This window comes from Marinactinospora rubrisoli, from assembly GCF_042664915.1.
In the GTDB taxonomy this organism is placed as follows: Bacteria; Actinomycetota; Actinomycetes; order Streptosporangiales; family Streptosporangiaceae; genus Marinitenerispora; species Marinitenerispora rubrisoli.
The window spans coordinates 1-17,539 of record NZ_JBHTBH010000001.1 but is presented as its reverse complement, the minus strand read 5'-3'; the positions used below and the strand labels follow the sequence as shown (position 1 = coordinate 17,539).

Sequence of the window (17,539 nt, the reverse complement as noted above, 5' to 3'; positions counted from 1 at the left end):
AGAGATACGAGGACTAGTTCACGACATGTCTCAGCCACGGCTACTCGGTGGCCGCTACGAGCTCGACGGGGTCGTCGGGCGCGGTGGCATGGCCGAGGTCTTTCGCGCTCGCGACCTCCGACTTGACCGCTTCGTGGCCGTCAAGACCCTGCGGTCCGACCTCGCGCGCGACCACACGTTCCAGGAGCGGTTCCGGCGTGAGGCGCAGTCCGCGGCTTCGTTGAACCATCCTTCGATCATTGCGGTGTACGACACCGGCGAGGACGTGGTCGACGGCGTCTCCATCCCCTTCATCATCATGGAGTACGTCGACGGGCGCACGCTCAAGGAGCTGCTCGACGACGACCGGCGGTTACTCCCGGAGCGCACCGTCGAGATCACCGACGGCATTCTGCGCGCGCTGGAGTACAGCCACCGCAACGGCATCGTGCACCGGGACATCAAGCCGGCCAACGTGATGCTCACGCGGCAGGCCGAGGTCAAGGTGATGGACTTCGGCATCGCGCGGTCGATGAACGACGCGCAGGCCACCATGACCCAGACCTCGCAGGTCATCGGCACCGCCCAGTACCTGTCGCCGGAGCAGGCGCGCGGGGAGCGGGTCGACGCGCGTAGCGACATCTACTCGACCGGCTGCGTGCTGTACGAGCTGCTGACGGGCCGGCCGCCGTTCACCGGCGACTCCCCGGTGTCGATCGCCTACCAGCACGTCCGTGAGGATCCGGTCCCGCCGTCGCAGCTCGACCCGGAGATCCCGCAGTGGATCGAGGCCATCGTCCTGCGCGCCATGGCCAAGGACCGCGACGAGCGGTACCAGAGCGCCGGCGAGATGCGGGCCGACATCCAGCGCGGCCTCCAGGGCATGCCGACCGAGGCCAGCACCATGGCCATCACGCCGGCCGGCGCCACCCAGTCGCTGCCTCCGGTACCCGACGACCGTTACGACGACCGTCGCGGTTATGACGACTACGACGACTACGACGATCGCCGGGGCGACGGCCGCAAGCGGGCGCTCTGGCTGGTGCTGGCGCTCGCGGTGCTGGGCGCGCTGATCTTCGCGGGGTGGCTGTTCCTGCGCGGCGGCGCGGACACCACCGCGATCCCGGACGTCAGCGGCAGCACATTGGAGGAGGCGCGGTCCGAACTGCAGACCGCCGGCTTCACCAATGTCAGTGACGAAGAACAGCCCAGCGACGAGGTCGACGAGGGCCAGGTCATCGGCACCGACCCGGAGGCCGGCCGCTCGGTGACGGAGTCCACGGAGATCACCATCCTGGTCTCCAGCGGACCGGAGGCGGTGGAGGTCCCGGACGTCACCGGGATGACGCAGACCGAGGCCACTCAGGCGCTGCAGGAACGCGGCCTGGCGCTCGGCGACGTGACCACCGAGCGGTCCGACAGCCAGGAGGCCAACCGGGTCATCCGCACCGACCCCGAGGGCGGGGCGTCGGTCGACCCGGGCACCCAGGTGGCGCTCGTCATCTCCGAGGGCCCGAACATGGTCGAGGTCCCCGACGTCACCAACATGACCGAGGACGAGGCTCGGGGCGCCCTGGAGGGAGCCAACCTGGCCGTCCGCTTCGAGGAGGAGGACAACGGCGACGTCGAGCCCGGCCGCGCCATCCGGCAGAACCCGGGTGCGGGCCAGCAGGTGGCGCCCGGCACCGAGATCGTGGTGACGCTGGCGCGGCAGCCGCAGCAGAGCGAGCCGCCGCCGTCGGGTCCCGGCAATGGCAACGGCAACGGTACGGAGCCGCCGCCGGGGTGGCCGACCGAATTCCCGTTCCCCGGTGATGGGGCCAGCTGGGAGAACGGCGACGGCTAGCGCCGCCGTTTCCGCGAAGCCGCGGAGCCGTACACCCAGGGGTGCCGCCCGGCACGACGCCGGTGGCACCCCACCGGGACACGTGTAGCGGTGTCCGTCCGGTCAGAGCCGGGCGGCGCATACACTGGTGTCCGCCCTGAAGAAGTCCGGCCCATTCGTTTTGGAGCAGCGACCGTGCCCAAATCCCGCAGCGATCGCAAGAAGAAGGCCGTCTACACCCCGCCGCCGTCCACGACCAAGCCGAAGGTCAGCCCGCGGTGGCTGGCGCCGGCCATGGTGGCCTTCGGCCTTCTCGGCATCCTCTGGATCGCGGTGTACTACATCGCCGGCGCCATGGTGCCGTACATGCAGGATCTGGGGAACTGGAACCTGGCGATCGGCTTCAGCGGAATCATCATCGCGGTCGTTCTGTCCACACGGTGGCACTAGCGGCGTTCCGCCTGTTCGGCGGGCATTGCGCGGGGTTCGTCCACAGCTGAACGTACGGCTGTCCACAGGGTTATCCACAGCCTGTGGGCGGCTCGTTCGGCATGCCCGATCCCGGTTCCACGAGTGCCGGAGCCGTCCGGGCGCCGGAAAGTTGCGCGCCGGTCGCGTGCCGTCGGCGCACGCCTCGTCCGCTCACTCCCTGGCGGGTGGCACGGCGACCCGCCGCCACCGGCCGGTCTGGGAGATCAGCCCAGGATCACGAAGGTCCACACCACGGCGACCGCCGCGAGCAGCACCGCGAACCCGGCCGTCACGGCGACGTGCACGATGGTGCGGGTCTGCCCACCGTCGGCCTGGCCGGCGCCGCGCGGCAGGTACGCGTAGGTGGCGCCCAGCACCAGACCGGTGATGAGACCGCCGATGTGGGCGGTCCATGAGATGGCCGGCACCAGGAACGTGATGAGCAGGTTCACCACGAGCAGGCCGAGGATGAACCGGGTGTCCAGCCGCAGCCGCCGGCCGACGATCAGGATGGCGCCGAACATCCCGAAGATGGCGCCGGACGCGCCCACCGAGAGCTGCCCGGGCACGAAGAGGTAGCTGAGCACCGAACCACCGATCGCGCTCAGCACCCACAGCGAGAGGTAGCGGCCGTGGCCGAGCCAGCGTTCCAGCTGCGGGCCCAGGATGTACATCGCGAACCCGTTGAACAGCAGGTGCGTGATTCCGCCGTGTAGGAACGCGGCGGTCAGCAGCCGGTACCACTGCCCGTACAGCAGCACCCCGCCGCCCCACATGCCGAACTGCTGGGTGATGGCCGGATTCACCTGCTGCAGGAGGAAGCCGGCCGCCATGAGGCCGAGCAGCGCCCAGGTGACGTAGGGGCGGCTCGTCATCCGGCCGCCGAACGTGGTGCGCGCCTCCCGCACGCCTCGGTTGCCCGCGGCGACGCACTCGACGCAGTGGAACCCGACCGCCGCCTCGCGCATGCAGTCGGGGCAGATCGGGCGGTCGCAACGGGAGCACCGGACATAGGTCTCGCGGTCCGGGTGCCGGAAGCAGGTGGGGACCTCGGCGGTCTCCCGCTCCGGCTGGAGGGGCGGCGGGGAGGCGCTCATGATCGACCCCGGCTACTTGCGTTCGATCGTCACGGACTCGATGACCACGTCCTCCAGGGGCCGGTCCGAGGCATTGGTGGCCACCTGGGCGATCGCGTCGACGACCTTGGCGCCCTCCGTCACCTCACCGAAGATCGTGTGCTTGTTGTTCAGCCAGGTCGTCGCGGCGACCGTGATGAAGAACTGCGAGCCGTTGGTGTTGGCGCCGGCGTTGGCCATGGCCAGCAGGTAGGGACGGTCGAACCGCAGCGACGGGTGGAACTCGTCCTTGAAGCTGTACCCGGGGCCACCGCGGCCGGTGCCCAGCGGGTCGCCGCCCTGGAGCATGAAGTCCTTGATGACGCGGTGGAAGATCGTGCCGTCGTACAGCTTCGCGGTGCTGGGCTTGCCGGTGCGGGGGTCGACCCACTGCTTCGTGCCCTCGGCGAGGCCGACGAAGTTCTCCACCGTCTCCGGAGCCTCAGCGGGGAAGAGCTTGACGACGATCGCGCCCTTGTTGGTGTTCAGCCGGGCGAACAGCTGACCGTTGGCGTCAGACACCTGGGTGCCTTTCCGTTGTGTGTACTTACCGGTCCCACGTTACCTGTACCGCCCGGCGCGGCGGTCGGCCGCATGTTCCGTCCGGACGACCGGCTCCGACACTGCGTGTCAAAGCGTGAGTCAATCGACATCGGAGACGTATCTTGAGGTAACACGCGTATATCCGCCGGTCCGGCGGCTCCGTGTGCCCCCGGCCCCGCATACCGGCGACCGGAACGGGCAGGGGAGACCCAGCAGACATGACAGCGAAGGAGGTCGACGTGCCCATCACGTTGCAGCGCCGGAAGGGTGGCGCCGAGGTCGAGGCGGCTCTGGCCCGGCTCCAGGAATTCGCGCGCGAGCAGGCCGAGCGGCTCGGACCGTACGCCGACCAGGCCCGCGACAACGCGGCCCGACGCTGGTATCAGGCCCGCGGGTGGACCGCACCCCGGTTGGAGACCGCCGCGCTGCGGGTCGAGGACACGCTCGCGCCGCGCGTGGCCGACCTCCTGAACGCCGCCGCCCAGAAGGTGGAGCCGAGCCCGGTCCGCCGCCGCGTCCGCCGGGTGCCGCGCGCCGCGGTCGTGGTCGGCGCGGGTCTGCTCGGTGCCGCCGCGGTGTACGGAGTGGTGCGGCTGCGCCAGGCGTCCCAGGACGCCGAGTGGCAGCAGAACCTGCAGAACGCCCGAGAGCAGGTGCGGGAGACCCGGGACCAGCTGGCCGCCAAGGCCAGGGAGACGCAGGCGCGGCTGCGCGGCGTCGGCGGGGACGCCAAGGAGCCCTCTGACGCGGACGCCGCGGCGGACCTCAACGGCCGGGTGGCGAACTGACCGGGACGCCGGACCGGCCGGCCTCCCGAGGGTGACGCGCGAGCGGCCCGGCGGAGAACCGCCGGGCCGCTCGCGCGTCCGCGTGCGTCAGCGTCCGGCGCCGGCCGCGCCGTCGGTCCGGTCCTTGACGATGCGCCACGTGAGGGGGTACCGCCAGCTGAATCCGAGCGCGCTACCGAGGGCGGCGATCCCGGGCAGCACCACCCAGCCCAGCGCCATGAACAGGTACACGACGAGCCCGAGGCCGAGGGTCAGGATGGCGACGAGCGGCACCAGGACCGAGGCGATCAGGAAGTTCAGCTGATAGTTCAGCGCCTCCATGGCCTGACGCCGGACGTACGGCGACCCGTTGCCCTTGAGGACCAGCACGAGCAGCGGCCCGAGCGCGAGCGTGAAGTACCCCGACAGGTGCCCGCCGAGGGCCCACAGCCGCTCTTCGCGGTCGGGCTCCGCCTCGGGGGCACGCGCGGCGAACGGGGAGGCCGGCGTGCCGCCGGCCGGCCGCTGCGGGGCGAGGTCGGCGAGCAGCGGTTCGAGCTCGCCGCGCACCTTCGCTCCCATGGCGAGGTCGAGCCGTTCCTCGAACTCGTCGTGGTCGAGCTGACCGTCGGCGTAGGCCTCCTTCAGCCGGTCGGCCACGGCATCACGGTCGGCGTGCGTGACCCGCAGCTGCGCCGGAGCCGGCTGGGCGAAGTCGCGGCGTCGGGGATCGCCCGGGACCCAGGGCGGAGGCGTTCGGTCGACCACAGCCACGTTCACTCCTTGCCGCGTTGCCGGGAGGCGGCACCTCCGCGGGGGCCGGTTCTCACTCTTCCCTCCATGATGCGCGATACACGAGCGCGATGGCATGGGTGGCGACCCTGAATCGACCCTGAATCCCCCCGGCCGAACGTTTCGCGCCGCCCCCGCCTCCTGTCGGCACCCGCCTCGGCCGGTTCCGCCCCGCGTCCCGCCGGCCACCACGGAACCGAGCGGCCGGACGCGCGGCCGTCCCGAAAGACGTAGGGCCGTCGCGTATCCCGAGTTCGGAGGGGTAGGGCGGCCCGATGCCAGGGGCACCCGCGGCCAGCGGGTGCCGGACCGGAGAAGGGGGGATCCCATGCGGCTCGACACTCCGAAGGACCTGTTCGTGTACGAACTCTCGGCGATGTACGACGGCGAGAAGAAGATCGTGACCATGCTCGACGAAGCGGCGAGCAACGTCCGGGACGACCGCCTGGTGGAGATGTTCCGGGAACACAAGTCCGAGACCCAGGACCAGATCAAGAACCTGGAACAGTGTTTCAAGACGCTCGACGCGTCACCGCACAAGGTCGCCTGCGCCGCGATCGACGGCATCCACAAGGAGCTGACGGAGTTCCTCAAGCACAAGCCGTCGGACGAGGTGCGCACCATGTTCGTCCTCGGCGGCGCCACGAAGGTCGAGCACTACGAGATCGCGACCTACCGCGGCCTCGTCGAGAAGGCGATGTGCCTGGGACAGAACGAATGCGCGCAGCTCCTGCAGACCAACCTGGTGCAGGAGGAGGAGACCGCCGGCAAACTGGAGCGCTGCGGACACGATATGGGCCTGCACGCCCTGGCCTCGGCCTGACGGACGGAACGAGCCACGGCCGGACGGCCGCCCACGGACCCCGTGGGCGGCCGTCGCGGCCACTTCCCGGCCTGGGAACAACCTAGGGCCGACACCAGCGACCTGAACCGGAACGTCAGGCCGGACGCCTGAAACGGAACTCGCGAACGCCCCACTGCTGCGACGCCGACAGCGTGAAGGCCATCGTCCGGTATGCGGTGGCGCCGTGGGTAGCCTCGGCGCCATGGTGTTCGACTCGACCCGGTTCGACCTGCGGCCCTACACCGGCTTCGAGACAGGGCGCTTCGTCCGGCGCACGTTCTGCAGCTGGCAGCACGCGGGCTGGCGATCCCTGCTCGTGCAGCGATTCGAGCACGTCCCGGTCGTGGAGGACATGGCGCTGCCCGCCGCGGCCGACCTGCACCTGGTGCTCCCGGTCTCCGGACGGGCCGAACTGGCGACGCGTGACGGCGGCCGGGCCGTCCACGATCGTTGGCTTCCCGGCCGGGTCCAGCTGGGCATCCCGCACCAGGCGACCGTCCGCAGCTACCGCGGAGATGCGGACATGCGCAGCATCCAGGTGCACATCCCTCGCGAGACCGTCGACTCGGCCGTGGCGCGACTGGGCGGCGACGTCCCGGACTTCGAGGCCATGGCAGCGTCCGTCGCCATCGGCGACCCGCTGCTCGAGGAAACGGTCCGGGCGCTCGGCTCCCCGGGTACGGCCGACGACCTGTACGCCGAGACCGCGGCCACTTTCCTGACCATGCACCTGCTGACCCGGCACGGGCGGCTCCGAGCCGGCCGGCCCCCGGCCCGGGAGGACGCCCGCGTGCGCGCGGCCGTCGCGTTCCTGCGTGAGCGGCTGGCCGAGCCGATCACCCTGGCCGACCTCGCCGACGAGGTGCATCTGTCGGTCTATCACCTCCTCCGGGTGTTCCGGACCGCGACCGGACAGACCCCGCACCGGTTCCTGACCGGATTGCGGGTCGAAGAGGCGAAGCGGCTGCTCCGCGAAACCGATCTGACGCTCGACCGGATCGCACCGCGGTGCGGCTTCGCCAGTCCCGGCGCCCTTTCGGCCGCGTTCGTGCGCCACACCGGAACCCGCCCGTCGACCTACCGCAATTCCTGACCGGCACACCGCAATTCCGGGCGTGGTCCGGGGACCGGCGCGGCCCTAGCCTGCCGTCATGACCCTGCAGTCTTACGACGTCACCGCCGAATCCGCGGCACCGCCCTCAGCTGTATGGGCGTTGTTGCTCGACCCCCACAGTTGGCCGACCTGGTCCCGCGTCGATGCCCTGGAGATCGCGCAGTCGGTGGGCCTCTCCCCTGACGGCCGGGACGGTGTCGGCGCGGTGCGCGCGTTCCGGACCGGAAAGGCCGTCACCAAGGAACGCATCACCGCGCTGGAGCCGGAACGCCGATTCGCCTACGAGGGCGTCGAAAACCCGCAGCTGATCGGCTACCGGGCAGCGGTCGAACTGGTGGGGCTGCCCGGCGGCGGAACACGGATCCGGTGGCACGGCACGTATTCGGCCCGCTGGGGAATGCGCTGGTTCCTCCAGCGATACCTGCGCCGCTTCATGCAGGGCATGGCGACCGGGCTGGCCGACCACGCCGCGCTGGAACAGAGGCGACCAGGATGACGGCCTCCACCCGCGGTCGAACCGACCGCCTGAAATCGTGTTCGGCACTGCGACCGTGTCTCCACGCCGTCAGCTGAACGTGCAACGGCCGCTCAGGTACGAACCTGGGCGGCCGTCGTCATGGGCGCTGACCTGCGCCTGAAAGGGTGGAGCCAAGGGGAGTCGAACCCCTGACCTCTGGTATGCAAAACCAGCGCTCTGCCAGCTGAGCTATGGCCCCTGTCCGGTCGCCGGCGCCGCATGTGCGTTCGGCGACCCCTGAGAGCATACCGCTCCCGTGGGAAGACCGCCGCTGGATTAGGCGCTACGGCGGCGCGGCGGGCGGCATACGACAGCCACTGACACGTCCGGGACGTGCCGTGGCTGATCGAGTGCGATACGGCGCTAGTTGTCGCTGGCCGCGGTGGCTTCCGTCCACAGGTCCAGCTCGGCGCGGTCGGCCTGGATCTTGCGGTAGATGGCGAACGCCCCGAGGGCCACCAGCACCAGGACGATGATCTTCTTCACGGTCTGGACCCCTTCTTCATTCACGGATATGGGTCGGTTGCGGCAGATATGACGACGCGTGGCTCTGGCGCGGGATAAGGCAGAGTCGCGGCCGCGGATCGCGGTCGGGCCTCGCTGGGCATCCCACCGAGCAGAGGCGTCAGTAGAGACTCTATGGGTTTGTCCCCATGCAGACTAGCAAGATGGCGGGGCTGTTCCCCTGCCTCAACGGCCGGATCGCGCGTCCCCGGCGCCCCGGCCGCACCGCGTGAGGGTCGGAAGTCCGGTGGGACGGCCCCCAGGAGCCGGCCGGCCCGGCGAATCCGGTCCGGCGCGCGTGTGCGGCGGTATTTCCCCGTTCGCGGTGTTTACCATGGTCACGGCGATCCACGGGGGGGTGGAGATGGCCGAGAACGATGTCTCCCGGCAGCCGGGGGAGCGGGGAGACCGGAACGGCGATGGCCCGAACCGGCCATGGCCGTGGCGCACCGAGGGTATGCCGGACTCGGGCGACCAGCGGGAGCCGGGAAAGCCGAAGTTCAACTGGCGCCGCTTCCTCACGACGCTCGCGGTCGTCTACCTCATCTTCTTCGCCATCACCTGGATCACCGACCAGCGCGCGCAGTCCACGAGCATTCCCTACACCGTGTTCACCCAGCAGGTCTCGGCCGGCAACGTGCGGGAGATCTACAGCACCGGCAACACCATCGACGGCACTCTGAAGCGGGCGCAGCAGGTGCCCGGTGAGCACGGCCGCACCTACACCCGCTTCACCACCCAGCGCCCCTCGTTCGCCGATGACCACATATATCAGGAGATGGTGCGGCACGACGTCGTCGTGCGCGCCACCCCGGTGCACCAGCAGCGGGGCTTCCTGTCCAACCTGTTCTGGGCGCTGCTGCCCGTGCTGCTGTTCGGCGCGTTCTGGTGGTTCCTGATCAGCCGCGGCCGCCGCCTGCTCTCGGGCGGCGGCCTCGGCGGACTGGCCGGCATGAGCGGCAGCCGGGCCGCACGGCCGATCGAGACCGCCGACATCCGGGTCACGTTCGACGACGTCGCCGGAATGCCGGAGGTGAAGAACGAACTCGTCGAGGTGGTCGACTACCTGCGGGAGCCCGAAAAGTACCGCCGGCTGGGCGCCAAGCTCCCCAAGGGGGTGCTGCTCACCGGCCAGCCCGGCACCGGCAAGACGCTGCTGGCCCGCGCGGTCGCCGGCGAGGCCAAGGTGCCGTTCTTCTCCGCCAGCGCCGCGGAGTTCGTCGAAATGATCGTCGGTGTCGGAGCCAGCCGGATCCGGGAGCTGTTCGGCGAGGCCCGCAAGGTCGCGCCGGCGATCATCTTCATCGACGAGATCGACACCATCGGCAGGGTGCGCGGCGGCCAGTCGCTCGGTGCCAACGACGAGCGGGAGCAGACGCTCAACCAGATCCTCACCGAGATGGACGGTTTCACCGGGACCGAAGGGGTCGTGGTGGTCGCCGCCACCAACCGGCCCGATGTGCTCGACCCCGCGCTGCTACGGCCCGGCCGATTCGACCGCACCGTCACCGTCAACCTCCCCGACACCGCCGGCCGCACGGAGATCCTGACCGTGCACGCGCGCGGCGTCCCCCTCGCCGACGACGTCGACCTGACGGCCGTCGCCCGCAGCACCCCGGGGATGACCGGCGCCGATCTCGCCAACCTGGTCAACGAGGCCGCCCTCCTGGCCGCCAAGCGCGACCGCCCGGCGGTGTCCACCACCGACTTCACCGAGGCGCTGGAGAAACTGCAACTGGGTGCCGCCCGCTCGGTGGTCATGGCGCCCGCGGAACGCGAGCGGACCGCGTTCCACGAGTCCGGTCACGCGCTGCTCGGCATGCTGCAGCCCGGCGCCGACCCGGTGCGCAAGATCTCCATCATCCCGCGCGGCCGCTCGCTCGGCGCGACCCTGGCCACGCCGGAGGCGGACCGCTACGGCTACGACGAGAGTTACCTGCGCGGCCGGATCGTCGGCGCGCTGGGCGGCATGGCGGCGGAGGAACTGGTGTACGGGGTTGTCACGACCGGCGCCGAGAGCGACCTGGAGACCGCCACCTCGATCGCCCGCCAGATGGTGGGCCGCTGGGGCATGTCGCCCGAAATCGGGCCGATGACCGTGCTGCCGGGGCCGGGGCAGGAGACGCTGGGACAGCACTTCGCGCCCGGCACCCTGGACGCGGTCGACGTCGAGGCGCGGCGCATCATCGAGGAATGCTACGACCAGGCGCGCGACCTGCTGTCCCGCAACCGGGCACGGCTGGACGCCATCGCCCACGCCCTGCTGGACCGGGAGACGCTGGACGAGGCGGCGGCCTACACCGCGGCCGGCCTGCCGCACCCGGGCACCGGCGGCGCCGAGCATCCGCCGCAGCACCCCCGGACCCCGCCCGCCGGCGCTACGTGAGCAGCGCGAGTCTGCGCAGGGAGACCAGCGTGCCCCGGGTGGTGGACGCCGCGCCGACCAGATCTCGCCAGGTGCGCTGGCACCGCGCCACCGCGTCCTCGGACTCCACGATGCCCCCGCCATGGGGGGAGTCCACGAAGGCGAGCGAGCTCTCCCCCTCGTCGAACCCCAGCACGGTGAAGGGACCCGCGTACCCGGCGTGCGGGCCGACCGAGGTGGGCAGCAACTGGATCGTCACCCGGTTGTCGTCCTCGGCGAGCTCGACCAGGCGGCGGAGCTGGGTGTGCAGCAGTTCGGGGTCGCCGGCGATGCGGTGCAGGGCGTCCTCCTCGACCACGGCGTGGTAGCGCTCCAGGTTGTCGCGGTCGAGCACCTCCTGACGTTTCAGAAACGCCGCGACCATGCGCTCGACCGTGCGTTCGTCGCGTCCCTGGGCGCGGGCGAGCATCGCGGTGTACTCGGGGACCTGGAGGAGGTCGGGCACGAGGATCCCGGCGTAGGTGTCGATGGCCACGGCGCCGGCCTCGTTGCCGACGTAGGCGGAGGAGAGCACGTCCTCGTACTCGGTCCACCACGGACGGAGCCGCGACTCCCGGACCAGAGTGAGGATCGCCTCGCGCTGGCCCCCGGTGACTCCGTAGAGTCTGAGCAGAGCGGAGACCTCCATGACGGAGGGCCATTTGCGGATTCCGGTCTCGATATGGCCGAGTTTGGCCGGCGACCATTCGAGCACGTCGGCGACGTCGCTGAGTGTCATTCCCGCCTGCACACGTCGCCGACGCAGCTCGGCGGAGAGACGGCGACGGCGGACCGTGGGACTCGTCATGGCGTTGTATCCGTACACGCTGGGCGCTGGTGTTGTGGTCTAGAGAAGCACTCGCCCTAGCCTCTAGCAATGAGTTTCTAGGAATTGGACGGCAATTCGCGGGTTTTCTTCATTCCTCAACATCACACGTCGCTCCAGGACGTGACCGGTGGGACGGAACGCAATTCACGTTGCTGATGGCGGTGACCGCGGTGCCACATCCGGCCGACTTCGTGAATGCCGTAAAACCCGCCGACGGATTCGGTCCGGCCCGGCCCGGAACCGGTTCCCGTCCGTAGGACGCGCACGGCCCGGGGCACCGCCGTTTCCGGGAGGGGCCGGACCGCCGCGGCCGGCGTGGAGCCGACCGGCCGACGGCTTGGCGGATCTCCCTGCAGCGGAGCCGTGACCAGGGAAGAGAGCACGATCGGCGCGGGCCGGACGGTCCCTGTGATGCCGAGGGGGAGGACGGTGCCCAGGAGCCGGGTGCGCCGCCGGGCCGCCGGTGGCCCGCGGCCCGGTCCACGTCTCCACCTTCCGTACCACCGGCACCACGGATACGGTCCGCGCGGAACCGTTTCCCGTCGTCTCCGTATCGGCAAGGCGATATGGCGCCACGGCGGCGTCGCCGCTCGTCACGGCACGCCCCGAACCGGGCGGGTGGCGACCCGCGACCGCGGAGCGCGTACTATGCGGGGTGGATTACCGGGGGTACCGCCCCCCACACACATAGGAACTCAATGAGCTACCCCATAGACGACGCCGAACAGCTGATCGCGACCGCGGAGGAGGAACTCCCGCCGTCGACGCGGTCACGGCTGATCGCGAAGCTGCGCATGGGGATCCACATCGAGGACGCCGCCCGCGACCTCAACGTGAGTGTGCGGCGGGTGTTCGCCACGGCACGGATCCTCAGCGCGTTCGGCGACCAGCTCGACGCGACCCTCACCTCGGAGCGCGACCCGGACCTGCCGCACGGCACGGTCACGGGGTACAACAAGCGCTGCCGGTGCCCGCAGTGCCGTGCGGCGGTGAACCGACGGATCTGAGAGAGCGGCGTGAGCCGCCCGGCGGCCGGACCGGCCGACGACCGGACAATCGGCGGGTGTACGTCCACTTACCCGACGAAACGCTAAATTTACCCAGATTTACCGCTTAACTGGCAACCCAGCACGCTTATCGATCTTGAAGCTGGGGAAACCGCTCAACATGAACGAGCGTGTGGACTGGGCCGCGATGAGCGACGAAGAGTTCATGGCGCTGGTGCGCCAGCTGATGGAATCACCGGTGGGGGCGGACTCCGACGAGGAGTGACCGCCCCTCGCCGCATCCGGCGGTGGACGTCTCCGTGCCCACGTCCGGCCCCGAATCCACAACAGGCCAGGTGGAGCGGCTACACTGCCGGTCCGGTGCAGCACCATGCCGGGTGTTGACGGGGACCGGGGGAGAGCATGGCACACGGGTCGGGGTGGATACGCGAGGTCCGGGCAGAGGACCTGGCCGACGTCGCCACGATCTACCGGCACTACGTACTGAACACCCGAGTGACCTTCGACGAGTCGCCGCCGGCCCTGCAGGACTGGCGGGACAGAGCCGCCGGCCTGGCCGAACGCGGGCTCCCCTTCCTTGTCGCCGAACTCGACGGCGCGGTCGTCGGCTATGCCTACGCCGCCCCGTGGAAACCCAAGCCCGCCTACCGGCACACGGTGGAGAACTCCATCTACCTCGCCCCCGGCCAGGCCGGCCGCGGTCTGGGCACCCGCCTGCTCACGGAGCTGCTCAAGGAGTGCGCGCGCAGCGGCGTCCACCAAGTAATCGCGGTGATCGCCGACAGCGGCACGGAGTCGTCGGTGGCGCTGCACCTGCGGCACGGTTTCACCGAGGTCGGACGGCTGCGGCGTGTCGGCCACAAGCACGGCCGGTGGATCGACACCCGGCTGTTCCAATACGAGGTCGCCGACGCCACCGCGCTCCCGGGAGTGGAGCGCACGGAAGGCGTTTCGGCGAGGCACATTCCCGAGTAATCGACGTACAGATATATCGACATCCGGGCTCTGGGGCAGCGCCTGCCCCGGACTCGGGCCGGCGCGCCGGCGGGCCCCGGGGTGGACCATGACGATGCCGTACACCTGCTGTGCCCACCCCGTCCCCCGTCCACTGCTGAACCTGCGGGAGTGCGGCGTCCCCCACCACCGGATCGAGCACCGGCACCATTTCGGTTACACGCACGTGAGCCGCTGCCCGTCGTGCGGCGCCGGGGCGATCGAGGCGCACGTGCACGACTGCCGGGCCCCCCGCGAACCGGCCGCGTGGGATCGGTACTGGTGGTGGCGCATCGACCCGGCCGACATGCCGCCGCTGCTACGTGTCATGCGCTCTTGCCCGCGTCCGCTCGCGGCCTCCTGCGGGTGCCCGGTCCACGAGGGGCTGGGAGCGCGGCTCCCGGCCCCTCGGGCGGCCGCCACTTCGGCGTACTTCGGACCGGCCGAAATGCCACGGACGGCCGTCCGTGTCGAGACCGGGCTGCCGCGCTGGCACGCACCGTGACCCCCGGCAGGCGCCGAACCGGGCGAGCCCTCAGACCGCGCCGTCGGCCAGCAACCGGTCGAGCTTGGCGTACCCCTGGTCGACCCCGGACTCCATCCCGCTGGCCAGCCAGGCGTCCCGGGCTTCGAACGAGTCGCACAGCGACTGCGCGTGCAACCGGGTACGGCGCTCGCCGAGGGTCTCGAACGTCAGCGTCTCCAGGGCGACACCGTCGGGCTGCCCCTCGAAGGTGAAGGTCTGCACGATGCGGTCCGGGCGTACCTGGTGGAAGCATCCGTGGAATCCGTACTCCACGCCCTCGTGCTCCGTGACGTATCGCCAGCTGCCGCCGGGACGGGGGTCCCAGTAGACGATCCTGGGAGGCATGGCGTCCGGACCGATCCAGCGGGCGAACAGCACGGGGTCGGTGTGCGCCCGGAAGAGCTGTTCGGGCGTCGCCGCGAAGTCCCGGGTGATCCGGATGGCCGGCACTTTCGCGTCGGCCTCGATGGCCGTCTCCTTGTTCGAGTTCATGATCGGCTCCCGTCCTTGTCGTCGGTTTCTTCCATGGCCGCCAGGACGGCGTCCAGACGGCGGTACCGCTGCTCGGCCCGGCGCCGGTAACGCTCGACCCAGGCGTCCATCAGGTCGAAGACCTCGGCCTCCAGATGCACCGGCCGGGGCTGCGGCCCTTCCGGACGGCTCACCACCCCGGCGTCCTCGAGCACGCGCAGGTGCTTGTACACGGCCTGCAGCGACATCCGGTACGGCTCGGCCAACTGGTTCACCGTTGCGTCCCCCTCGGCGAGCCGAGCCACCATGTCGCGGCGGGTCGGATCGGCGAGGGCGGAGAAGACCTGCGTCAGTGCGTCCGCAGCCATCGCCCCTCGTTTCAACCTTTTGGTTGAAAGAAAGCGTAGACCGCTCCGCCGCCACGGTCAACCATTTGGTTGAAACGACTGGTGGCGCCGCCTGTTCCGGGAGCCAAGGGTGCCGATTCCGCCGCACGGCCGGCCGCGGTAGCCGGCATGGCGCCATCGGCCCGGTCAGACCGTCCCGGCCATCGCGGCGAGCCGGCGGGCCAGCCGGGCGGCGGCATCCCGCAACTCTGGCGGGTCCAGCACCTCGGCCTCGAAGCCGAGGCGGGCCACGTGCATGGCGAGCCAGTCCAGGTCGTCCCCGCCGACGACGAGCACGCACCAGCCGTCGCGGTCGTCCTCCACGCGCCCCACCTGGGGCGGCACCAGATCCCGCACCTCCTCGGACCGGGCGTGCAACCGCACACGGGCGAGATACCGATACGGCGCCTCGGTGACGGACCGCTGCACGTAGCCGACCGGGTCGGGGTACTCCCTCTGCCGGAAACGCCAGGTCGTCGCCGTCACGTCCTGCATGCGGTCCAGGCGGAAGGTACGCCAGTCCGCACGGTCGACGTCCCAGGCCATCAGGTACCAGCGGCGGCCGGTGGTCACCATGCGAACCGGCTCGACCGTGCGCTCGCGTTCCCCGCCCTCGCGGCCCGCGTAGCGGAACCGCACCCGCACGGCGTCGCGGCAGGCCCGCGCGAGCGTCACCAGCACCTCCGCGTCGATCTCCACCGCGGGTCCCACCAGGGTGTCGGTGGCGCCGTGCACCGCCCGGACCTCGGCGCGCAACCGCGGCGGCATCACCTGGTCGAGCTTCGTGAGCGCCCGCAGTGCCGCCTCACCGGCCCCGGCGACCGTGCCGCCGGACGCCAGCCGCAACGACACCGCCGTCGCGATCGCCTCCCCGTCATCGAAGAGCAATGGCGGCAGCCGGGTCCCCGCACCGAGCTGGTACCCGCCGCCGACGCCCGCCGTCGCGTGCACGGGGTAGCCGAGCGCCCGGAGCCGCTCCACGTCACGGCGCACCGAGCGGTCCGTCACGTTGAGCTCGGCGGCGAGCTCGGCCGCGGTCCAGGACGCCCGCCGTTGCAGCAACGCCAGCAACCGCAGCACCCGCTCGGTCGTCGTCTCGGTCGTCACGCGCTCATCGTTGCACAGAACACGGAACGAATCTGTCCGCTATACCCGTCAAGCTGGGCCCATGACCGACCAGATGTGGAACCCGCTGCTGCGGGAACAGCTCGACTGGCACTGGACCAGCCAGCTACGCGACCGTCTCGACGGACTCACCGACGAGGAGTACTTCTGGGAACCGGCGCCCGGCTGCTGGAACGTGCGCCCGCGCGGCACCAGCACCGCCCCGGTGCAGGGCGGTTCCGGCGCGATGACGATCGACTTCGCGATGCCGCAGCCGGAGCCCGCGCCGTTCACCACGATCGCGTGGCGGCTCGGGCACGTGATCGTCGGCGTGCTCGCGGCGCGCAACGCCGCGCACTTCGGTCGCGCGGCCACCGACTACTTCTCCTTCGAGTACGCCGCGACCGCCGCCGACGCGCTGGCCCAGCTCGACGCGGAGTTCGCCCTGTGGCAGACCGGAGTGGAGTCCCTCGGAGAAGCCGGCCTCGCCCGCCCGTGCGGGGAGGCGGAGGGAGCGTACGCCGAGCGTTCTCTGGCGACGCTGGTGCTGCACATCAACCGCGAGCTGATCCACCATCTCTCCGAGGTCTGCCTGCTGCGCGACCTCTACCTGCACACGAAGGCCGACGCGAACGGAGTACGCCGATGAGCCGCCACGTCCAGCTCACCTTCGACGCCCATGACCCTGCCGCGCTGTCGTCTTTCTGGCGCGACGTCCTAGGCTACGTCCACCCAGGCCCGCCCGGAGTCGATCTGCCCGAGGGCACCGATCCACTGGCCGCGTGGAACGACTTCCTCGCGCGGATGGGCGTACCGGAGGAGCAACGCAACGAGAGATCGGCCATCGAGGACCCGGACGGGCACGGCCCCCGGCTGTTCTTCCAGCGGGTGCCAGAGGGCAAAGCCGCCAAGAATCGCGTCCACCTGGACGTCCGCGCCGCTCCCGGCCTGCGAGGAGAGGAGCGGATGGCGGCACTGGAGGCCGAGTGCGACCGGCTCCTCGCGCTGGGAGCGACACGGATCCGCCGCTACGAACCCGACCCACCGCTCGGCGGCGGCCACATCGTGATGGCCGACCCCGAGGGGAACGAGTTCTGCCTCGACTGAGCCCCCGCACGTTGCTGGCCGCCCGCCCGTCGTGGGCGGAGGAGTGCTGCCGGCCGCCCCGCCTTGTCAGGTGGGGCGGCCGGCCGTTCTGTGTCGCGTGAACACACCAGCCGAGTTATCCACAGAAACCCAACCCGACTAGCCACCAACCCCTTGACAAGCCCACACTCAAAACACGCGGACCAAACGAGTGGGTGGCCAGCCCCCGGACGGGGCGGGGCACACCCACCCCCCAACAACA

At 70.6% G+C, this 17,539-nt stretch carries 20 protein-coding genes and 1 tRNA gene; 12 read left to right on the top strand and 9 right to left on the bottom strand.

Annotated features, from left to right (window positions below):
* Positions 1–25: 25 nt before the first annotated feature.
* Both pknB and ACFQRF_RS00100 read left to right on the top strand, forming a co-directional pair.
* On the top strand, positions 26–1,825 hold the full coding sequence (gene pknB, locus ACFQRF_RS00105) for a Stk1 family PASTA domain-containing Ser/Thr kinase (protein WP_379867914.1): 1,800 nt from the start codon (positions 26–28) through the stop codon (positions 1,823–1,825).
* Positions 1,826–1,999: 174 nt separating this feature from the next.
* Complete coding sequence (locus ACFQRF_RS00100; protein ID WP_379867913.1) at positions 2,000–2,254, top strand: cell division protein CrgA; 255 nt, start codon at positions 2,000–2,002, stop codon at positions 2,252–2,254.
* Positions 2,255–2,499: 245 nt separating this feature from the next.
* Here ACFQRF_RS00100 and ACFQRF_RS00095 read toward each other — a convergent pair whose 3' ends face one another.
* Entirely contained in the window at positions 2,500–3,372 is an 873-nt protein-coding gene (locus tag ACFQRF_RS00095) for a rhomboid family intramembrane serine protease (protein ID WP_379867912.1), read from the bottom strand.
* Between the two features lie 12 nt (positions 3,373–3,384).
* Positions 3,385–3,912: a peptidylprolyl isomerase gene (locus ACFQRF_RS00090; RefSeq protein WP_379867911.1), complete on the bottom strand. Its 528-nt coding sequence runs from the start codon at positions 3,910–3,912 to the stop codon at positions 3,385–3,387.
* Between the two features lie 260 nt (positions 3,913–4,172).
* On the opposite strand from ACFQRF_RS00090, the gene ACFQRF_RS00085 reads away from it, so the two are divergent.
* On the top strand, positions 4,173–4,721 hold the full coding sequence (locus ACFQRF_RS00085; RefSeq protein ID WP_379868962.1) for a hypothetical protein: 549 nt from the start codon (positions 4,173–4,175) through the stop codon (positions 4,719–4,721).
* A gap of 87 nt (positions 4,722–4,808) precedes the next feature.
* On the opposite strand, the gene ACFQRF_RS00080 is transcribed toward ACFQRF_RS00085, so the two are convergent.
* Positions 4,809–5,474 carry a DUF1707 and DUF4870 domain-containing protein gene (locus ACFQRF_RS00080; RefSeq protein ID WP_379867910.1) on the bottom strand — a complete coding sequence of 222 codons (666 nt, stop codon included), beginning with the start codon at positions 5,472–5,474 and terminating at the stop codon, positions 4,809–4,811.
* Between the two features lie 346 nt (positions 5,475–5,820).
* Here ACFQRF_RS00080 and ACFQRF_RS00075 point away from each other — a divergent pair, with 346 nt between their 5' ends.
* The 3 genes from ACFQRF_RS00075 (at position 5,821) to ACFQRF_RS00065 (ending at position 7,946) form a co-directional block, all read left to right on the top strand.
* Positions 5,821–6,315 carry a YciE/YciF ferroxidase family protein gene (locus tag ACFQRF_RS00075; RefSeq protein ID WP_379867909.1) on the top strand — a complete coding sequence of 165 codons (495 nt, stop codon included), beginning with the start codon at positions 5,821–5,823 and terminating at the stop codon, positions 6,313–6,315.
* Between the two features lie 223 nt (positions 6,316–6,538).
* On the top strand, positions 6,539–7,429 hold the full coding sequence (locus ACFQRF_RS00070; RefSeq protein WP_379867908.1) for an AraC family transcriptional regulator: 891 nt from the start codon (positions 6,539–6,541) through the stop codon (positions 7,427–7,429).
* Positions 7,430–7,487: 58 nt separating this feature from the next.
* Positions 7,488–7,946 (top strand): SRPBCC family protein, encoded by a 459-nt coding sequence (locus tag ACFQRF_RS00065; protein WP_379867907.1) that lies wholly within the window; start codon positions 7,488–7,490, stop codon positions 7,944–7,946.
* A gap of 147 nt (positions 7,947–8,093) precedes the next feature.
* On the opposite strand, the gene ACFQRF_RS00060 is transcribed toward ACFQRF_RS00065, so the two are convergent.
* Positions 8,094–8,166 (bottom strand) — tRNA-Ala (locus tag ACFQRF_RS00060).
* 164 nt (positions 8,167–8,330) lie between these two features.
* The gene (locus ACFQRF_RS00055; protein WP_220270034.1) at positions 8,331–8,453 is read right to left on the bottom strand and encodes a DLW-39 family protein; all 123 of its coding nucleotides are present in this window, start codon (positions 8,451–8,453) and stop codon (positions 8,331–8,333) included.
* A 382-nt stretch (positions 8,454–8,835) separates the two neighbouring features.
* Between ACFQRF_RS00055 and ftsH the strand changes: the two genes are divergently transcribed.
* Positions 8,836–10,857, top strand: coding sequence for an ATP-dependent zinc metalloprotease FtsH (gene ftsH / locus ACFQRF_RS00050; RefSeq protein WP_379867906.1), 2,022 nt, complete (start codon positions 8,836–8,838; stop codon positions 10,855–10,857).
* On the opposite strand, the gene ACFQRF_RS00045 is transcribed toward ftsH, so the two are convergent.
* Positions 10,850–11,683 carry a helix-turn-helix domain-containing protein gene (locus ACFQRF_RS00045; protein WP_379867905.1) on the bottom strand — a complete coding sequence of 278 codons (834 nt, stop codon included), beginning with the start codon at positions 11,681–11,683 and terminating at the stop codon, positions 10,850–10,852. The two genes, ftsH and ACFQRF_RS00045, sit on opposite strands and share 8 nt — an antisense overlap.
* Positions 11,684–12,402: 719 nt before the next feature.
* On the opposite strand from ACFQRF_RS00045, the gene ACFQRF_RS00040 reads away from it, so the two are divergent.
* The 3 genes from ACFQRF_RS00040 (at position 12,403) to ACFQRF_RS00030 (ending at position 14,209) form a co-directional block, all read left to right on the top strand.
* Positions 12,403–12,711, top strand: a complete 309-nt coding sequence (locus ACFQRF_RS00040; RefSeq protein WP_379867904.1) for a hypothetical protein — start codon at positions 12,403–12,405, stop codon at positions 12,709–12,711.
* Between the two features lie 402 nt (positions 12,712–13,113).
* Positions 13,114–13,686 (top strand): GNAT family N-acetyltransferase, encoded by a 573-nt coding sequence (locus tag ACFQRF_RS00035; protein ID WP_379867903.1) that lies wholly within the window; start codon positions 13,114–13,116, stop codon positions 13,684–13,686.
* An 88-nt stretch (positions 13,687–13,774) separates the two neighbouring features.
* Entirely contained in the window at positions 13,775–14,209 is a 435-nt protein-coding gene (locus tag ACFQRF_RS00030; RefSeq protein WP_379867902.1) for a hypothetical protein, read from the top strand.
* 30 nt (positions 14,210–14,239) lie between these two features.
* Here the strand turns inward: ACFQRF_RS00030 and ACFQRF_RS00025 are convergent, their stop codons facing one another.
* The 3 genes from ACFQRF_RS00025 to ACFQRF_RS00015 form a co-directional block, all read right to left on the bottom strand.
* Positions 14,240–14,722 carry an SRPBCC family protein gene (locus ACFQRF_RS00025; RefSeq protein ID WP_379867901.1) on the bottom strand — a complete coding sequence of 161 codons (483 nt, stop codon included), beginning with the start codon at positions 14,720–14,722 and terminating at the stop codon, positions 14,240–14,242.
* Positions 14,719–15,069: an ArsR/SmtB family transcription factor gene (locus tag ACFQRF_RS00020; protein WP_379867900.1), complete on the bottom strand. Its 351-nt coding sequence runs from the start codon at positions 15,067–15,069 to the stop codon at positions 14,719–14,721. The genes ACFQRF_RS00025 and ACFQRF_RS00020 overlap by 4 nt, the downstream gene beginning before the upstream one ends.
* Positions 15,070–15,234: 165 nt before the next feature.
* Positions 15,235–16,194: a helix-turn-helix transcriptional regulator gene (locus ACFQRF_RS00015; RefSeq protein ID WP_379867899.1), complete on the bottom strand. Its 960-nt coding sequence runs from the start codon at positions 16,192–16,194 to the stop codon at positions 15,235–15,237.
* 61 nt (positions 16,195–16,255) lie between these two features.
* On the opposite strand from ACFQRF_RS00015, the gene ACFQRF_RS00010 reads away from it, so the two are divergent.
* Both ACFQRF_RS00010 and ACFQRF_RS00005 read left to right on the top strand, forming a co-directional pair.
* Positions 16,256–16,840 carry a DinB family protein gene (locus tag ACFQRF_RS00010; protein ID WP_379867898.1) on the top strand — a complete coding sequence of 195 codons (585 nt, stop codon included), beginning with the start codon at positions 16,256–16,258 and terminating at the stop codon, positions 16,838–16,840.
* Entirely contained in the window at positions 16,837–17,298 is a 462-nt protein-coding gene (locus ACFQRF_RS00005; protein WP_379867897.1) for a VOC family protein, read from the top strand. Before ACFQRF_RS00010 ends, ACFQRF_RS00005 begins: the two co-directional genes overlap by 4 nt.
* The last annotated feature ends 241 nt before the right edge of the window (positions 17,299–17,539 follow it).

Excerpts from the sequence above, each read along its gene's own strand:
- ACFQRF_RS00020 (WP_379867900.1), bottom strand. The coding sequence starts at position 15,069 with ATGGCTGCGGACGCACTGACGCAGGTCTTCTCCGCCCTCGCCGATCCG.
- pknB (WP_379867914.1), top strand. The coding sequence starts at position 26 with ATGTCTCAGCCACGGCTACTCGGTGGCCGCTACGAGCTCGACGGGGTC.
- ACFQRF_RS00070 (WP_379867908.1), top strand. The coding sequence starts at position 6,539 with ATGGTGTTCGACTCGACCCGGTTCGACCTGCGGCCCTACACCGGCTTC.
- ACFQRF_RS00075 (WP_379867909.1), top strand. The coding sequence starts at position 5,821 with ATGCGGCTCGACACTCCGAAGGACCTGTTCGTGTACGAACTCTCGGCG.
- ACFQRF_RS00095 (WP_379867912.1), bottom strand. The coding sequence starts at position 3,372 with ATGAGCGCCTCCCCGCCGCCCCTCCAGCCGGAGCGGGAGACCGCCGAG.
- ACFQRF_RS00005 (WP_379867897.1), top strand. The coding sequence starts at position 16,837 with ATGAGCCGCCACGTCCAGCTCACCTTCGACGCCCATGACCCTGCCGCG.
- ACFQRF_RS00040 (WP_379867904.1), top strand. The coding sequence starts at position 12,403 with ATGAGCTACCCCATAGACGACGCCGAACAGCTGATCGCGACCGCGGAG.
- ACFQRF_RS00010 (WP_379867898.1), top strand. The coding sequence starts at position 16,256 with ATGACCGACCAGATGTGGAACCCGCTGCTGCGGGAACAGCTCGACTGG.
- ftsH (WP_379867906.1), top strand. The coding sequence starts at position 8,836 with ATGGCCGAGAACGATGTCTCCCGGCAGCCGGGGGAGCGGGGAGACCGG.
- ACFQRF_RS00065 (WP_379867907.1), top strand. The coding sequence starts at position 7,488 with ATGACCCTGCAGTCTTACGACGTCACCGCCGAATCCGCGGCACCGCCC.
- ACFQRF_RS00045 (WP_379867905.1), bottom strand. The coding sequence starts at position 11,683 with ATGACGAGTCCCACGGTCCGCCGTCGCCGTCTCTCCGCCGAGCTGCGT.
- ACFQRF_RS00030 (WP_379867902.1), top strand. The coding sequence starts at position 13,775 with ATGACGATGCCGTACACCTGCTGTGCCCACCCCGTCCCCCGTCCACTG.
- ACFQRF_RS00035 (WP_379867903.1), top strand. The coding sequence starts at position 13,114 with ATGGCACACGGGTCGGGGTGGATACGCGAGGTCCGGGCAGAGGACCTG.
- ACFQRF_RS00025 (WP_379867901.1), bottom strand. The coding sequence starts at position 14,722 with ATGAACTCGAACAAGGAGACGGCCATCGAGGCCGACGCGAAAGTGCCG.